Raw genomic sequence first — 17794 nt, 5'->3', positions numbered from 1 at the left:
CATAGAAAGGAGGTGATCCAGCCGCACCTTCCGATACGGCTACCTTGTTACGACTTCACCCCAATCATCTACCCCACCTTCGGCGGCTGGCTCCTTGCGGTTACCTCACCGACTTCGGGTGTTGTAAACTCTCGTGGTGTGACGGGCGGTGTGTACAAGACCCGGGAACGTATTCACCGCGGCATGCTGATCCGCGATTACTAGCAATTCCGACTTCATGCAGGCGAGTTGCAGCCTGCAATCCGAACTGAGACCGGCTTTTTAGGATTCGCTCCACCTCGCGGTTTCGCAGCCCGTTGTACCGGCCATTGTAGTACGTGTGTAGCCCAGGTCATAAGGGGCATGATGATTTGACGTCATCCCCACCTTCCTCCGGTTTGTCACCGGCAGTCATCCTAGAGTGCCCAACTCAATGCTGGCAACTAAGATCAAGGGTTGCGCTCGTTGCGGGACTTAACCCAACATCTCACGACACGAGCTGACGACAACCATGCACCACCTGTCTTGGATGTCCCGAAGGAGGGCGCTATCTCTAACGCTTGCATCCAGATGTCAAGACCTGGTAAGGTTCTTCGCGTTGCTTCGAATTAAACCACATACTCCACTGCTTGTGCGGGTCCCCGTCAATTCCTTTGAGTTTCACTCTTGCGAGCGTACTCCCCAGGCGGCATGCTTAATGTGTTTACTTCGGCACCAAGGGTATCGAAACCCCTAACACCTAGCATGCATCGTTTACGGCGTGGACTACCAGGGTATCTAATCCTGTTTGCTCCCCACGCTTTCGCGCCTCAGCGTCAGTTATAGGCCAGAAAGTCGCCTTCGCCACTGGTGTTCCTCCACATCTCTACGCATTTCACCGCTACACGTGGAATTCCACTTTCCTCTCCTACACTCCAGTTGCCCAGTTTCCAATGCGACCCAAGGTTGAGCCCTGGGTTTAAACATCAGACTTAAACAACCGCCTGCGCGCGCTTTACGCCCAATAATTCCGGACAACGCTTGCCCCCTACGTATTACCGCGGCTGCTGGCACGTAGTTAGCCGGGGCTTTCTTCTCAGGTACCGTCAAATGAAGAGCAGTTACTCTCCTCACCCTTCTTCCCTGGCAACAGAGTTTTACGATCCGAAAACCTTCATCACTCACGCGGCGTTGCTCGGTCAGACTTTCGTCCATTGCCGAAGATTCCCTACTGCTGCCTCCCGTAGGAGTCTGGGCCGTGTCTCAGTCCCAGTGTGGCCGTTCACCCTCTCAGGTCGGCTACGCATCGTCGCCTTGGTGAGCCGTTACCTCACCAACTAGCTAATGCGCCGCAGGCCCATCTGTAAGTGACAGCTTGCGCCGTCTTTCCTGATCTCTCCAGGTGGAGAAACCAACTATCCGGTCTTAGCACACGTTTCCGTGAGTTATCCCGGTCTTACAGGCAGGTTGCCTACGTGTTACTCACCCGTCCGCCGCTAACCTTTCCCGAAGGAAAGATCCGCTCGACTTGCATGTATTAGGCACGCCGCCAGCGTTCGTCCTGAGCCAGGATCAAACTCTCCATAAAAGTTGAAGCCAAGGCTTCGTTTTATTTCGATATTGACTTGCTCATGCGATTTGTTGCTTTGTTTTGCTGGCTTTATCGCTCATTGTTCAGTTTTCAAAGGACAATTCGTTTTGCTCGCTTTTGCGTCCCAACCGCTTGTCTCTCTCGGCCGGAATTACAGATTATCATGTTTCAAATCTTTTTGCAAGCTTTTTTTGAAATCTTTTTTCCTCGCTTCGTTCTCTTCCTCTCTTTCAAAAGGTGTTGTCCGAAGCAGGAACCTTAGAATAGCACGGTAACAGGAGATGGTCAAGCTTTTTTTCGACATGATTCAACATTCTTTTTCGTTTCCAAAAGATAGCCTATCCGCCCCATCGATACGGTAAGCCCCGGTTTCCATATATAGCGGTGCTATATACGGCGAGAAAGCCGCATACAAGGCCAGCGTCACGCTTCTCCCTATCTATTGATTGCTGCGGCACTTCCGTAAGCCATACTCCGTCAGCAAGCAGTCGGTTGCCGGAACGTAACAAAGCGGAGACGAGATGCGCGTGTTCGGATAATCGGTAAACACATTGGGAATTCTTACAGGTGACCTATGGAAAGAACGCCAAACCGAGGGAAGACGGAGGGAGGGGTTAAGCATGAAATTTGTACGAAAGCCACCCCGTCCGCGGCGGGGTGGCTTCAGGCATGCTTATGTTGTTCCGTTACCTGCCCATCCGGTAGTTATTGTTCGTCCGGAAGACGAGCTCCGCAAGCCGGTTGAAATCGTCGACGTTCACGATCGGCCCGTTCGCCGGATTCAGCTTTTCATAAAACGCCTGATCCGCGGTTACGAAAACGCTCTTGTCCGGAAAGGCGGCCCTAGCCATATCGGTAATCGCCTGACTGACATCGAGCGACAGCCCTTGATAGGCTTGCCCCGTACTGTCCCGGTTGTCGGGAACGGAGTTCGGTCCGAGCTTCCCTTTGTTGCCCGGATTGCCGTGCTGCGTTTTCTTTAATCCGGTATCGCTCAGTTGAACGGCTACATAAACATTGCGGTCCGTGACGGCCGTCTGAGCCTGCTGCACCCCGCTTACCGTCCGGATTCGAGCCGCAAGCTGGGGATCCTGCCCGACCTTCGAATTGTTGTGACGGTTCGTCTGCTCGGACGTCCCGATCCGATTTTGCGGAGGTTGATCCGTCTCAAGCATCCGAGTGTCGCTCGTCGTCTTGGTACCGTACTCCCTCATGTTTTTCTCCATATCGCGACTTGGCTTATTTGCGGCGCAGGCGGTAACGGACAGCCCGATACAGCCCGCAAGGAGTAGAGCGGCTGCGCGCGTCAGGTTCACTTGTCGATCTCCCTTCATTTCTAGAATCAACCATTAGCATCTGTCGGGAGAAGTCAAATTATCCGCGCGGGCTCTTATGTTCGGTGCCGAATTCCGGTAAAATAAGATAATCAACAGATTTCCCATAAAAAAAGAAAGGCGGAGAGAAAAATGAAAATAACCATGAACCAACAAGGCAACTCTAAGGTTGCCATTATAGAAAGCCCGGATATCGTAATCGCAGATGTTCAAGGAGCATTGGATTTGATGGCTTCGGTCTGGTATAACGACGGATGCGATAAAATCCTGATCCGCAAAGCCAACATTACGGAGGAGTTTTTCCAGTTAAGCACACGCCTCGCCGGCGAAATTTTGCAAAAGTATACGAACTACCAAATAAAGATCGCCATTGTCGGCGATTTTGGCGGATACGAAAGCAAGAGCTTGAAGGATTTTATTTATGAGTGCAATCAAGGCAAGCAGGTGTTTTTCTTACAAGACGAACAGGCTGCGCTTGCAGCTCTGCACGGCATCGCATAATCCGCACTAATCAACAGCAGTTCAAACGTTTACCCAAAAATAGGCCAACCAGAAATCTCTGGTTGACCTAATATTACGAAAGCTGCCTCTTCCCAGGGGGCTTCTTTGACGTTCGTTTCGTTCCGGCTTCTAGGTTGCCGTTCTCGGTTTGGTTGGGTCGCCGTCCGGCTTTGGAACCGCTTCGAACATCGCAAGCTTATGCAGGTAGTAGTAAGCCTCCCTCAGCACGTGATCCGGCATCAACGGACTTAAGCGGCCGATCGCTTCCGACGAATGCTCTAATTCCTCCAGCTCCTTAAGCAAGCCGATAAACCGTTTCATCTCCTTGTTGATCTCTTGATGGAACCGCCGCATTGCCGGATAATCCCGAAGCTGCGTTCTAGTGTAACCGGCAAGCTCGACCCCCTTCACATAATGCTCTTGAAATTGGGATTCAAATTGGCGGCACTGCTTGATCAACCGTTTTTCGACGGGATCCATTTCACCTGCCAGGAAGGAGGCGTGGCCGGAGGCGCTCGATAACCAGAGCATGTCGTGATGAAGCGCATCGAACACGGGAACCGATTTGCCTGCGGAAAGCGCCTGCAGGATGCGGACGTACTCTTCGAGTTCATTCACCATATGACTAAGCATCGTCGGCGGAAGACCGGCCTCCACTTTGCCCAGCAGCCGTTTGGCCAGCAAATCCAGCTTGAATGCGCGCAATTGAATCGTCATCGTATACGCCTGCTGATTCAGCTCGTCAACATTCGATTCCGCGTCCGGACCGCGGGAGCTGTCGAGCAGTTCATCGAATGCCTGGACATAGAGCTGCGCGGCATGAAAGCTTTCCTCTTCCTTCGGGGACAGCTTATCCGCGATGATCCTGGCATGATCGCCCATCAGCTGGAGCCAAAACCGGTGTTCGAAAAGAGCGGCTTGCGTCGTTTTGGCGGTTGCCATCATAACCCCCTGCCTTCCTTCATCTGTTATCGCTATTGCAACGTATGTACAGACCGGGGCTTGGGTGCCAGTGTATGCGAAAAAAGACGTGCCCAATGTTGCGCTTGGACACGTCATCTTACCTTATTATATTTCCATAAATTCCTTAATGAATTGCAAATACACTTTGACCGTTAATTCTAGCTCTCTGATTTCGACGTATTCCACTTCTCCATGCGCGGTTTGCTGATCCGGTCCGTGGCATAATGCAGGAACGCCCAGGGCGTTGGCAAAAATTGCGGCGTCCGTGACGACCTGTTTGCCGACCGGCGGGAACTCGATTTGTCTAACGTCTCTTACCGCACGCTGAAGCGCCTCTACTGCCGGGCTGTTTTTATCGATGCGGTAACCGTCCCTTACTTTCTTCATCTCGAGACGGATACTGCCGCCGAGCCTTCCGGCAAGCTCGTTTAAGCCGTTCCGAAGCTCGCTTTCCACTTCCTCGTAGGATTGCAGCGGATCATACCGCCTAACGCCGACAAGAACGGACCGGTTCGGCAGCTGGTTATAAAATTGCCCGCTATGGACCGATCCCAAAAAATACGAAGCGTACCCGATATCTTCGATCCGGTGGTTCCGGAGTTCCAGATTCCATCGGTTCAATAGACCGATGACTTCGGAGGCGACGGTGATCGGATGAGGCGTATTCGGAGGCGCATACAGCTGATGGCAAGGCTCCCCCTCCCGCTCAACCACGATTTCGAACGTGGCCGATCCGAGCTGGGCTACCGTGCAATCCGTTGTGGCCCCTTCCATGACGACGACTGCGTCCGTCTTGATCCGGACTCGTTCCAGGAGAGCGTACAAATCCTCTCCTCTTCCCCCCGGACTTTCGTGCAGGCTGTTCGCAACGATAAGCAGCCGTCCCGGCAGCTCGGTACCCGTTTCCCGCAAACACCGCAAGACTTCAAGCACGCAGGCAAGAGAACCCTTCATGTCGCAGGCTCCTCTTCCATACACGCGGCCGTCCCGTTCTTCCGCAGCGTCATGGGGGATCGGAACCACGTCCATATGGCCGTTGAACAAAATCGTCGGGCCTCCGTTATCCTTCCCGTATACGGCGACCAAGGTCGGATTGTCCGGTATCCATTCATAGCGCTGCACCGAGCAGCCGGCTTCCATCAGCATTTGCTCGTAACGGTCCGCCATTCGCCGGGTGTCGCCGGTCACGCTCTCCATCCTGACGAGCTCGAGCGTATCATCTGCGACGCGTCGTACATTCACCTGTTCCAGTATCCGCGAAAGCGACATTGTGCCTTCCCCTTCTTTCTCCGCTGTGTTGATGAACGAAGCAGCTTACCCTCTGCCGACGATCGGCGGGACGAAGACGGCTTCCTCCTTGTTATCGGGACGCAGCACGTCCAGGTCGCAGCCTTCCGGCGCTTGCAGCGTATGCTCGGCGAACAGACGCGGATAACCGCGTTTATGCTGCGCTTCCGGCGGCTGCCAGGCTGCCAGCCGGGCTTCGATCTCGCTGTCGTCCAGCATCAGGCGAATCGTCGAAGCCTCGATATCGAGCTCGATCCAGTCGCCTTCTTGCACGATGGCAAGGGGACCCCCGACCGCCGCTTCGGGCGCGGCATGCAGAACAACCGCACCGTAGCTGGTTCCGCTCATCCGCGCGTCGCTGATCCGCACCATATCTCGCACGCCCTGCTTCAGCAGCTTCGCCGGAATCGGAATGGAGCCCCACTCGGGCATCCCCATCGCCACCGGACCGCAATATTTCAAGACCAGCACGTGATCCGCCGTCACCTCCAGCTCGTCGCTGTCGATCCGCGCCAGCATATCCCCGTAGCTTTCGAACACGACGGCTTGCCCGCGGTGCTTTACCAAATGAGGAGAGACGGCGGACTTCTTAATAACCGCCCCCTGCGGCGCAAGATTCCCTTTCAAAATGCCCAAGCCGGCACGCTCCTTGAACGGTGCCCCAAGCGCGGCGATAACTTCCGCCGTCGTCTCGTATTCCGGCATCTCCGAGCCGTAGATGCGCCCGATCGTTTCGCCGGTACAGCCCAGGCAATCTTGGTTGAGCATCGGCATCAGATTATGGATGACCCGCTGCAATCCGCCTGCCCGATGGAAATCGTCCATGCTGTACGATCCGCTTGGCTGCAGGTTGACGATGAGCGGCACCGACTCCGTCAGCTCCGCGTATCGCTCGATCGGGATCCGGATACCGAACCTTCCCGCGATAGCCGTCAAATGAATCGCCGCATTCGTAGAGCCGCCCATCGCCGCCAGCAGCTTGATCGCGTTATGAAAAGCAGGCTCGGTCATTAAGCGGGAAGGCGTGAGGTTTTCCCGCACCATCTCGACGATTCGCATACCGGTCGCTTCGGCCGCTATTTTGCGCCTGGCGTCGGTAGCCGGAATGCTGGACGTGCCGGGAAGCATCATGCCAAGCATCTCGGACAAGCTTTTCATCGTCGACGCCGATCCCATGACCGGACATCCGCCCAAGGTGCAGGAGATGGATGTCTCCAGCTCCCGCCATTCTTCATCGGACAGCAGTCCGGCTTTATAGTCGTCCGAATACTTCCATAGGTCCGTGCCGTAATTGACCGTCTTGCCGCGAAAGCTGCCCGACGAACGATGGCCGGCGGCCAATTGCAGGGCCGGCAGGTCGCAGCTCGCCGCAGCCATCAGCTGGGCGGGCACCGTTTTGTCGCATTCGCACAGCAGCACGACGCCGTCAATCGGCTGCGACCGGATGCTTTCCTCCAGATCCATGGAGAGCAGGTTCCGATACAGCAGGTCGGACGGCTTCATAAAGTCGGCCGGCGTGGAAATCGTATGCAGCTCGATCGGATAACCGCCCGCAAGCAGCACGCCCTTTTTGACGTATTCGACCAATTCCTTATGCGGATAATTACAGCTGTTGAAATCGTTCCAAGCGTTAAAAATGCCGATAATCGGCTTGCCGACGAAGGTGTCGGGATTATGCCCCATCGCCCGCATCGCGGAACGATGCTGGAAGGTCAATTCGGCGTTGTCGTTTTCGAACCACTCGCTGCTGCGTAATTTCATCGGTTTCTCCTTTTCTCACAATTTGACGATCTGCTCGCCGTACGTGGAATTTTTGCGAAAATCGGGCATTTCCATCGTCCGCCCGCCGTTCATGACCGACAACTCGGACAGCAGCGCCACGGCCGTCCATTCGCAGGCGTCATAGACATCGATCGCCGGTTTCTGCAGCCCCTTCATGGCGTTGACGAAATCTTCGACAATGAAGAAATCGCCGCCCCAATGACCCGCGGATTTTTGCTCCTCGGTTACGTTTTTGTATCTTTCGGGCAAATACTCGTTAAAGTCGCTGAGCGGCCGCCATTCGGCATGATCCGGGTTTTCACCGTCCGCGGCAAAGTACACTTTATGCTGATCCCCGAGTCCGCGCGGCGCTTCATAGCTGCCCTTCGTCCCTTGAAGCGTATAGTAGCTCATGTTGTGCGGACGGTTCGATATGCAGTCCATCCGGAGCTTGATCAGCTTCCCGCTTTCCATCTGACACAGCGTAATGGACGTATCCTCTTGTCTAAAGCGTTTGTCTGTATGCCAGCCGGTCGCGAAGGTGGAGACGGATCGAATGCGGTCGCCCTGAAACCATTGCATGACCGGCCCTAAACTATGCGTCGGGTAAAAGTTGCCGCGTTTGCCGAGCTGCCAGTATTTGCGCCACGTAGGAGTTGCACTCTCTCCGGCGCCGGGGCGATTGAACCGATAAGCAAGCTCGCGGGTATTGTGCAAATATTCGCCTTCGCCGAAATAAATCTCCCCGAACATTCCCTTCCTGACCATGCTGCCGATGAGCTGGTTTTGCGGAATATAGCAGTAGTTTTCGGCCAGCATGTAAACCTTCCCGGATTGTTCCACGGTTTCTTTCAACCACCAAAGCTCATCCATCGTTACGCCGGCCGTAACCTCGCACATCACATGCTTGCCGCTTTGGAGCGCTTGAATGGTTTGCGGCACGTGCAGCTGCATCGGCGTTGAGATGACCACGGCATCGATATCCGAGGCGAGCATGTCTTCAAAAATTCTATACGTGCGGGGGATATCGTGCTTCTTGGCTTGCATCTGAAGATAGTCTTCATCCAGATCGCAGAGCGCTACCACTTCGGTATCCGGAATGGATTTAAAGCCGGTCAGCATGCTAAGGCCCCTCACGCCGGCAATTCCTACTTTGATGGTCATTTGATATTTCTCCTCTCATCCTAGTAAAGCTATTTTATCTCTAGGGCGTGTCTGGAAACTCCGAGGGGAGCAGATTTTGCCGAATTTTCGTTCCATGCAAGGCGCGTTTGTGAAGGCGTACCGGGGGTACGTCAAGCAAACGGAACGAAGCAGGGGGCGAAAAGGCGGTGAAAGATGACCCTGAGTGGGTTTTCAGACACGCCCTAGTAATAGTCGTTCATTTGTATACTTCCAATTCCGATATGGCCATTTCGATCCCCGTCTGATTCGGTCCGTTCGGCGACACGGCAACGACGCGGATATACCTCGCATTTGTCGCAGCAATCGTGTTGTCGCTCGTTCCCGAAGCGAAGCCCGTTACTTGCTTGACGGTCGTAAACGTTACCCCGTCCGTCGACGTTTTGATATCGAATGCTGTAGCGTACAGGTTCGACGGCATTTTCACGACGATTCTGCCGATAGTTTGAATGAAGCCCAAATCCACTTGCAGCTGCCATACGTGTTGACCGTTCGCCAGCGCATACGTGGCGGCGTTTCCGTCAACGGCTTTTGGCGCCTCGAAGCCCGACCACATCGTTGCTGTGCTGCCGTTAGCAAAATAAGCGGTTGCGGCCTGGTTGAAGGCCAAATTCTGATTCGGCGCCGGCGCGTATACTTCCAATTCCGATATGGCCATTTCGATCCCGGTTTGATTCGGACCGTGCGGCGCGACGGCAACGACTCGGACATATCTGGCATTTGTCACGGAAATCGTATTGTCGCTTGTTCCGGAAGAGAATCCCGTTACTTGCTTTACTGTTGTAAAGTTCGTCCCGTCCGTCGACGTTTTCAGATCGAAGGCGGTGGCAAACAGGCTCGCAGGCATTTTCACGACAATTCTGCCGATGCTTTGAGCCGCTCCCAAATCCACTTGCAGCTGCCAAATATGCTGGCCGTTCGCCAGCGCATACGTAGACGCTTTTCCGTCAACGGCCTTTGCCGCCTCATAACCTGCAAACATGGTCGCCGTGCTACCGTTCGAGAAATACGCGGTTGCGGTTTTGTTCAAGGCCAAATTCTGATTGGGTGCGGCTATCGGTTTGATATCTTGATAGGCCGCTTCGATTCCGGCATCGTTCATAATCGTTTGCGCGCCGGCCGGCCAGGTGCCATTCGTTACCACGGTATTGCCTGATACCGTACAGCTCTGACACGCATTGGCCATTTCCGCCGTATCCGAATAATTATTTTGAACGATGTTGTCATGAATCGAACCCGTCCACATCGATATCCATCTTCCCGTTTGTCTCACCACATTGCCCGTTATCGTAAAATAGGCGCTGCCTTCATCCGGATATAGCTCCATAGGAGCCGTACATATTTTGCAAATGGTTCCCGCTAATCGTGGAATCCGGCTGGGCGCTTAGGGTGTAAATCCCCCCTCCATCCCCGAGTATGTTCATCACATCGTGAATGTAATTGCCCGTGATTTGATTGTTTTGCGCATACGAATCGGTGCCCCATCCCCAGCCTTGAGAGATGCCCGTATAGGGCAGATTCGCCACCTCGTTGTGCGTAATGGTCGAATAGCTCGTATACCCGCCAAAAATGCCCGGCGCATCGAAATATTCTGCTCCCGCATTTGTGATGTAGTTACTCTGAACGGTGTTATGAGAATTGCGCTCCCTGATGTCGGCAGGGTTGGCAGTCATCACATCGCCGATCTGGATGGCGCTCGCGGATATGTCTTCGAACACGTTTCCGATGATCATATTGTTCTGGCTTCCGTACTCGAAAACGAGGCCGGCTCCGCCTAAATGGATAAACTTGTTGCGCTCCAGCCTTACGGATTTGGCCGCATGGAAGATAACGTTACCGAGGGTCTTTGTTAAATCTTGATTAGCCGCTTCACGAAACCCGGTGTAGGTAAACCCCGCTTGAAGCGGCACGTAGCCGTCACTCGTGCTTGGCTGCAGCCATGTGGCATAGGCGAACGTAAGGCCTTTGATTTTCACGTTTTGCAGCGGCGCATCCAGCGTTCCTGTTCCGCTGAGTAACGTCTGCAGCGTTGGCGCAACGACAACGGCTGTCGCCATATTTTCTCCGGCAAAAGGCTTATAGTAGAGGTACCCGGCTGTCCGGTCCAAATACCACTCCCCTTCCGAATCCAGAAGCTCGTAGGCATTTTCGATCCATGCTATCGAATCCAAGCTTGGCGTGCCGCTTAGCTGCGAATTGTTCCAGCAATGGTTTTGCATGGTAACGGCCGTTCCCGAGATCGAGGAAACCGGGCAGCGGAAGCTTTTCCATGCGTGAGAGCCGACGATCTCGATATTGCTTTTGTTTCCCCAGCCGGACATGCTCGAATTCGGGGCGGTAAAACCCGTGGACGTTTTCGTGAAACCAAGCGGATTGTCATTGCCTCGCGCTCGCGTCGCCCGAACCCCGTTTACGTAAAGCTGCCGCGTATTCAAGCCGGTGCCGACATTCGAACGGTAAATGTTCTGCCCGCTGTCGAACAAGCTCCAGCTTGCGATCGACTGCCCGCCGCTGAGAACCGGCGTTTCTCCCGAATAGGCTTCATAAATCACCTGAAAGCCTCCGGTTCCGGAGTCCGCCGAAGTAAGCTCGAAGGTCGACGTCAAGTTGTACGTACCGCCGCGCAAATAAACGATGATGTCTCCGGTCATGCTCGCATTCAGCGTGCGGACCTTCGCTTGAGCGCCCGTAAGCGAACAAGGAGCTTCCAAGGTACATGTGCTTCCGCTGCCCGCCGGCGATGCGTAAAGCGATGTTGCTGCTGCAGCCGCATGCTGCGGAAATGAGGAAACAGACGATAATAAAGCGGAAAAGCCAAGCATGATGCTGAGCAACACCCTACTAAAAGTTCCGGATCTTTTCTTCATCGGACACTATTCCTCCAATTCCTATTTAGAATCATGGAGATGAATTCGTAATCGCTTGAAATCCGTGTCTGTCCTCAATCCGCCCGCATGCATAAGCCCAGTTTCCCTCCTCCCCTTGTACGCACAGGTAAGGAGAGGAAGGGTAAATGAGCTAGCAGCTGGGTTTATTTCGTCAACAATCTTGAAATCACTACAGCCGCTTCAGCGCGTGTAGACGAGCGGTTAGGCTGAAAGCCGTCGCCCGATCCGACGACGATTCCTTCATTAAAGGCAAACGCAACTCCGTCGGATAAAGATTCATGAATCTCGTCCGCATCATCGAATGGCGGCAGTGCCGCAATTGAATCTGTTGCTTTCTTAAAGCCCTTGACAATCATTAGCGCTCTGGCGGCGATGGTTGCCATTTCGGCGCGGGTGATCGTTTCGTCGGGTGCGAAGGTTTCAGCGGTACGTCCGTTAATAATGCCGGCCTTAGCCGCTGCCGCTACCGTAGAATGAAACCAGTCGTCCGCTTTCACATCGCGGAATGGAGAAGCCGCCGTGTTGTCTTCCAAATGGAACATCCTTACGATCATGGCTGCGAACTCTGCACGGGTTATCTTGTCGTCGGGCGCATAATTGCCGTTTCCGCGGCCTTCGATAATTCCCTTGGCAGCTGCGATTCGGATCGCTTGGCCCGCCCAAGCCTCCACACCTGCGGTATCGTTGAAAGCCACCTTGTTTTCAACAACCGCATAGGTGGAGAACGAGCTTCGCTCGGCTTCAAAATATTTCATTGCCGGGTTGTACCGGCCGCCGTAAAACGCTAATTTCCCGTCAACCACTTTGGCAAGCGTCAGTAAGTCGGTATCAACGCCCGCTGTGCTTGCAATCGGCATTTTGACGATGACTGGCTTCGTAAAGGTCACCTTGCCATTCGCAGCGTTCGTAAATGTAAAATCATATACATCCGAAACCGCTTTTAGACGGGTAACATCCGTTATAGCGGACGGCACTTGCTTGGATACACGCAGCGTCGTATCGCCATGCAGCTGATTCACATCGATCGTTAACGATACTCCGTTAATCTTGACGGCGATAGCAGCAACGCCGGCATCTTTAGCTTTTTGAACCAATTCCGCGCTAATCCTGATTTCGGCATGCTTGGCGGACTGTTCGCCCAGATCGAGCGTTGCCGTAACAGCAGCAGGCTCGGCACCCGGTTCAAGCTTGGCTAATATAGCGTTTACCTCGGCTGCGTGACTTGTGATTGCGGCAAATACGCTATTGAATTGACTTGTATCCAAATCCAATACGGCCGTATCGCCTTCTGCAATCACAAAACGGTTAAGCTTGATTTCGGATTGCTTCTCGATTGCCATCGCTGCGGCATTTGTTGCCCTTCTTTGCGTTGTTTGGGCATCCTCGCCTTCAGGTTTTCCGTTAATCAAACCGACGAGCGCCGCTTCCCATTCACGCTTAACCGCAGCAGCAACGCCAGGTTCCAGAGCGGGAACGGCCATCGTTGTCGGAGCCGGCGTTGGATCCGGTGACGGACTCGGTGTCGGGTCCGGTGTTGGATTTGGTGACTGACTCGGTGTCGGGTCCGGCGTTGGATCCGGTGACGGACTTGGTGTCGGGTCCGGTGTCGGACTCGGTGTCGGGTCCGGTGTCGGTGTCGGTGTCGGCGTTGGTGTCGGCGTTGGTGTCGGTGTCGGCGTTGGCGTCGGAGTCGGCGTTGGAATCGGATTATATACTTCCAACTCCGATACGGCCATTTCGATCCCCGTCTGATAAGGACCATCCGGTTTGACGGCAACGACACGGACATACTTGGCCGTTGTCTTTTCAATTTTATTGTCGCTTGTTCCCGAGGCGAATCCCGTTACCTGCTTGACGGTTGTAAAGGCTGCCCCGTCCGTCGACGTTTTAATATCGAACTCGGTAGCGTAAAGGGTCTCAGGCATTTTCACGACAATTCGGTCAATGATCTGATTGGAGCCCAAATCCACCTGCAACTGCCAGAGGTGTTTCTCATTCGCCAGCGCAAACGTCGCGTCGTTTCCGTCAACGGCTTTTGCCGCCTCGAACCCGGACCACATGCTGGCTCTGCTTCCGTCCGCGTAATACGCGGTCGCCGACTGGTTTAATGCCAAATTTTCGCCCGGCCTCGGTGTCGGTTTTGGCGTCGGGGTTGGAGTCGGAGTCGGGCCTGCCGTTCCTTGGTTCGTATCAAACACGCTGCTCAATACGACAGGCGCCGAATACGCGTATACGCCCATATAACCGGCTGCAGTGATTTTCCCGCTTCCGCTGTCGACAAAATCGATTATTTTTTTGCCGTCTACGACCGCTACAAGCCTTACCCCATCTGCCGTGTTCAGTGCGCTGAACTGCACCAGATGCTTCTTGCCCATTTCGAATACATGGTTGGGCAGCTGTCCCTCGCTTCCTTCAATGCCGTCGATGTTGCCGTAAAATACCGTGCGCACGCCGCCATTGAACCTTTGCAGCTCGATGACGTCAGGTTTGAACACCAGGATATACCCTTCGTTCGCCGGATCCCACAGCACTTTATCCGCTGCTTTTTGCCGGATGCTGATCGCCGGCCATTCCACTCCGCCTGCCGAATCCGATTTCATATCGAACTCCAGCAGTTCGTTTTGGAATGTCCTCCCTTTATAAGCGGAGGAGCCATTGCTGATCGAAATGCTCCCTTCCTTCCCTTCCTTCAAGGAGCTTCCGTCAACAGCCCAGTTGTCGATATCGCCGATTGCTTGATTGAGGTTAAGAATGACCGGCACCGCTCCCAAGGTAACAGGCGCCGAATACGCATATACCCCCATGTAGCCGGCAGAAGTGATTTTCCCGCTTCCGCTGTCGACATAATCGATAATCTTCTTGCCGTCTACATACGCGATAAGCCTTACGCCATCCGCCGTGTTCAACGCACCGAACTGCACCAGATGCTTCTTGCCCATTTCGAATACGTGGTTGGGCAGCTGCCCTTCGCTTCCTTCCATACCGTCGATGTTCCCGTAAAACACCGTGCGTACGCCGCCGTTGAACCTTTGCAGCTCGATGACGTCCGGTTTGAACACCAAAATATACCCCTCATTAGCCGGATCCCACAGCACTTTATCCGCTGCTTTTTGCCGGATGCTGACGGCCGGCCATTCCACTCCGCCTGCCGAATCCGATTTCATCTCGAACTCCAACAGCTCGTTTTGGAAAGTCCTTCCCGTATAAGCGGACGAACCGTTGCTGATCGTAAGACTTCCTTCCCGCGCATCCTTCACGGAGCTTCCGTCGGCAGCCCAGTTGCCGGCATCGCCGATTGCCTGACTGAGGTTATGAACGACAGGTACCGTTCCCAAGGTGACAGGCGCGGAATAGGCGTATATCCCCATATACCCGGCCGAGGTAATTTTACCGCTTCCGTTATCGACATAATCGATAACCTTCTTGCCGTCTACATACACGGCAAGTCTTACACCCTCCGCCGTGTTCAGGGTACCGAACTGCACCAGGTGCTTCTTGCCCATTTCGAATACATGGTTGGGCAACTGTCCCTCGCTCCCTACGATGCCGTCGATGTTGCCGTAAAATACCGTGCGCACGCCGCCGTTGAATCTTTGCAGCTCGATGACGTCCGGCTTGAAAACCAGGATATACCCCTCGTTCGCCGGATCCCACAGCACTTTATCCGCTGCTTTTTGCCTGATGCTGATCGCCGGCCATTCCACTCCGCCTGCCGAATCGGATTTCATCTCGAATTCCAGCAGCTCGTTTTGGAACGTCCTTCCTTTGTAAGCGGCAGAGCCGTTGCTTATCGCGATGCTTCCTTCCCGCGCATCCTTCAAGGAGCTTCCATCGGCAAGCCAATTGTCGGCATCGCCTATCGCTTGATTGATGTTATACCCTCTAATGCCGGTTGCGGCCGACATTTTGGTAACGAACACTTTCCAGGTTTTGCTGAACGTGCCTTCATCGTCCTGGAGGTCGTAAGTTACCGTCTGACTGAAATCCCTTGCGTCCGCAATACCGGGAATACTGCGGCATTCTTCCGATAGTTCCGCGTCGGGCGTCAGATTGGTAAGATCCGTATCCTCTTGTACCGTTACAAAAATTTCTCTCGTGCCTGTATTGATTTTGGATTGCAGTTGTCCCGGAACATTGAACTTAATAAATTCGCAAGCTGCGGGAACGGCATCGAACTTAAGGACCGGATTCCAGCTGATCGTGTTCAAATCAGGGTTACCGTCGCCGTAAACGACAAACCGTACGCTGTCTCCCTTAAGCACTTTCAAATTGAACTGATAGCTTTTCGCTTCTCCCTGCAAGACGGTTTGCGGTCCCCAAATAACGTCATTATTTTTGTAAACGCTTCCATTGACAGTGGCGTTAGCGCTGCTTACCGTGTCCGCCAGTCTTACATAACCTCGCGTCGGCGCCGTCCATTCCTTGCTTGCCTTTCCGTCTTGATCCCATGCCGGCCATGGGCTATCCAGACGACGGGTAAGCGGCGATAAATCCCAGTAAGCTTGTTCCAGGCCCGCTTGGTTCATGATGGTTTGCGCTTCAGCCGGCCAGCTTCCGTTCTTTACCGTCGTATTGTCAATTACCGTGCAATTCGTACATGCATTGGCCATGCTGGACGTATCCGAATAATTATGCCGAACGATGTTGTCATGAATCGTGCCCGTCCACATCGAAATCCATCTGCCCGTTTGTTCGACCACGTTGTTCGTAATCGTAAAATAAGCGCTGCCTTCGTCCGGATAAATTCCCCAGCCTCCATAAGAGCCGTACATGCTTTGCAAATGATTGCCGCTAATCGTGGAATCCGGCTGTGCGCTTAAGGTATAGATTCCGCCTCCATCCCCGAGCACTTTCATCACATCGTGAATGTAATTGTTCGTGATTTGATTGTTTTGCGCATACGAATTGGTGCCCCAGCCCCAGCCTTGGGAAATGCCCGTATAGGGCAGGTTCGCCACCTCATTGTGCGTGATGGTCGAGTAACTCGTATACCCGCCGAAAATACCCGGCGAATCGAAATATTCCGCTCCCGCATGCGAAATATAGTTGCTCCGAACGGTATTATGGGTATTGCGCTCCCTGATGTCGGCAGGGTTGACATGGCTTGGCGTCACATCGCCGATCTGGATGGCGCTCGCGGAAATGTCTTCGAAAACGTTCCCGATGATCGTATTGTTCTGGCTTCCGTATTCGAAAACGAGGCCGGCTCCTCCCAGATGGGTAAACCTGTTGCGCTCCAGCCGCACGGATTTGGCTGCATGGAAGGTAACGTTACCAACGGTCTTCGTTAAGTTTTGGGTAGCGGCAGCATGAAACCCGGTGTAGGTAAACCCCGCTTGAAGCGGTACGTAACCATCGCTCGTGCTCGGCTGCAGCCATGTGGCATAGGCGAACGTAAGGCCTTTGATTTGCACGTTTTGAAGCGGCGCATCCAGCGTTCCCGTTCCGCTAAGCAGCGTTTGCAGCTTTGGCGCAACAGCAACGGCTGTCGCCATATTTTGTCCGGCAAGCGGCTTATAGTAGAGGTATCCGGCTGTCCGGTCCAAATACCATTCGCCTTCCGAATCCAGAAGCTCATAGGCATTTTCAATCCAAGCTATCGCGTTCAAGCCGGGCGTACCGCTTAACTGCGAGTTGTTCCAACAATGGTTTTGCATGGCAACGGCCGTTCCCGATATCGATGAAACCGGGCAACGGAAGCTTTTCCATGCGTTAAAGCCGACGATTTCTATGTTGCTTTGATTGCCCCAGCCGGACATGCTAGTATCCGGAGCGGTATAACCCGTGGACGTTTTCGTAAAACCGGCAGGGTTGTCGGCGCCTCGGGCTCGCGACGCCCGAACCCCGTCCACATAGAGCTGACGCGTATTGAGTTCCGTGCCGACGAAAGCACGGTAAATGTTCTGCCCGCTGTCATGCAAGCTCCAGCCTGTGACGGTTTGCCCGCCGCTTAGCACCGGCGATTCTCCCGGATAGGCTTCATAAATGACTTGAAAGCCTCCTGTCCCGGAATCCGCCGAAGTAAGCTCGATGGTCGACGATAAGTTGTAGGTCCCATCGCGCAAATAAACGATAATGTCTCCCGTCATGCTCGCATTCAGCGTGCGAACCTTCGTTTGAGCATCGGAAAGCGAACAAGGAGCATCTATCGTGCAGTCGTTTCCGCTCCCGGCAGGAGAGGCGAAAAGAGTTGTTGCGGCTGCATAAGCACTTTGCGGAAACGAGGAAACGGACAATAATAAAGTGGAAAAGCCAAGCATCAAGCTGAGCAATACCTTGCTTATTTTCCCGCAATAGCCCTTCATCGGATACAATTCCTCCAATCCCAA

Annotated in this window: 9 protein-coding genes and 1 rRNA gene; 1 reads left to right on the top strand and 9 read right to left on the bottom strand. The window is 53.9% G+C overall.

What is annotated here, in order from left to right; translation table 11 throughout:
• Positions 1-5 precede the first annotated feature (5 nt).
• Positions 6-1546, bottom strand: a 16S ribosomal RNA gene (locus ACKGJP_RS06430).
• A gap of 689 nt (positions 1547-2235) precedes the next feature.
• Positions 2236-2865 (bottom strand): YhcN/YlaJ family sporulation lipoprotein, encoded by a 630-nt coding sequence (locus ACKGJP_RS06425; protein WP_409344847.1) that lies wholly within the window; start codon positions 2863-2865, stop codon positions 2236-2238.
• Between the two features lie 150 nt (positions 2866-3015).
• Between ACKGJP_RS06425 and ACKGJP_RS06420 the strand changes: the two genes are divergently transcribed.
• Positions 3016-3384: a DUF4180 domain-containing protein gene (locus ACKGJP_RS06420; protein ID WP_409344846.1), complete on the top strand. Its 369-nt coding sequence runs from the start codon at positions 3016-3018 to the stop codon at positions 3382-3384.
• 129 nt (positions 3385-3513) lie between these two features.
• Here ACKGJP_RS06420 and ACKGJP_RS06415 read toward each other — a convergent pair whose 3' ends face one another.
• The 7 genes from ACKGJP_RS06415 to ACKGJP_RS06385 all read right to left on the bottom strand — a co-directional run bounded on the left by ACKGJP_RS06415 (position 3514) and on the right by ACKGJP_RS06385 (position 17788).
• Complete coding sequence (locus ACKGJP_RS06415; RefSeq protein ID WP_409344845.1) at positions 3514-4329, bottom strand: DUF2935 domain-containing protein; 816 nt, start codon at positions 4327-4329, stop codon at positions 3514-3516.
• Between the two features lie 123 nt (positions 4330-4452).
• Complete coding sequence (locus tag ACKGJP_RS06410) at positions 4453-5616, bottom strand: M20 family metallopeptidase (RefSeq protein WP_409344844.1); 1164 nt, start codon at positions 5614-5616, stop codon at positions 4453-4455.
• Positions 5617-5661: 45 nt separating this feature from the next.
• Positions 5662-7395 (bottom strand): dihydroxy-acid dehydratase, encoded by a 1734-nt coding sequence (locus ACKGJP_RS06405; RefSeq protein WP_409344843.1) that lies wholly within the window; start codon positions 7393-7395, stop codon positions 5662-5664.
• A gap of 15 nt (positions 7396-7410) precedes the next feature.
• Positions 7411-8559 carry a Gfo/Idh/MocA family protein gene (locus ACKGJP_RS06400; protein ID WP_409344842.1) on the bottom strand — a complete coding sequence of 383 codons (1149 nt, stop codon included), beginning with the start codon at positions 8557-8559 and terminating at the stop codon, positions 7411-7413.
• Positions 8560-8776: 217 nt separating this feature from the next.
• Positions 8777-9904, bottom strand: coding sequence for a discoidin domain-containing protein (locus ACKGJP_RS06395; RefSeq protein WP_409344841.1), 1128 nt, complete (start codon positions 9902-9904; stop codon positions 8777-8779).
• On the bottom strand, positions 9885-11444 hold the full coding sequence (locus ACKGJP_RS06390) for a right-handed parallel beta-helix repeat-containing protein (protein ID WP_409344840.1): 1560 nt from the start codon (positions 11442-11444) through the stop codon (positions 9885-9887). Before ACKGJP_RS06390 ends, ACKGJP_RS06395 begins: the two co-directional genes overlap by 20 nt.
• Positions 11445-11608: 164 nt before the next feature.
• Complete coding sequence (locus tag ACKGJP_RS06385) at positions 11609-17788, bottom strand: S-layer homology domain-containing protein (protein ID WP_409344839.1); 6180 nt, start codon at positions 17786-17788, stop codon at positions 11609-11611.
• Between the last annotated feature and the right edge of the window lie 6 nt (positions 17789-17794).

The sequence above is a fragment of the Paenibacillus litoralis genome (assembly GCF_046244365.1).
Classification (GTDB): domain Bacteria; phylum Bacillota; class Bacilli; order Paenibacillales; family NBRC-103111; genus Paenibacillus_V.
The sequence above is the reverse complement of the archived record's forward strand: the minus strand, read 5'-3'. Positions and strand labels throughout refer to the sequence as shown.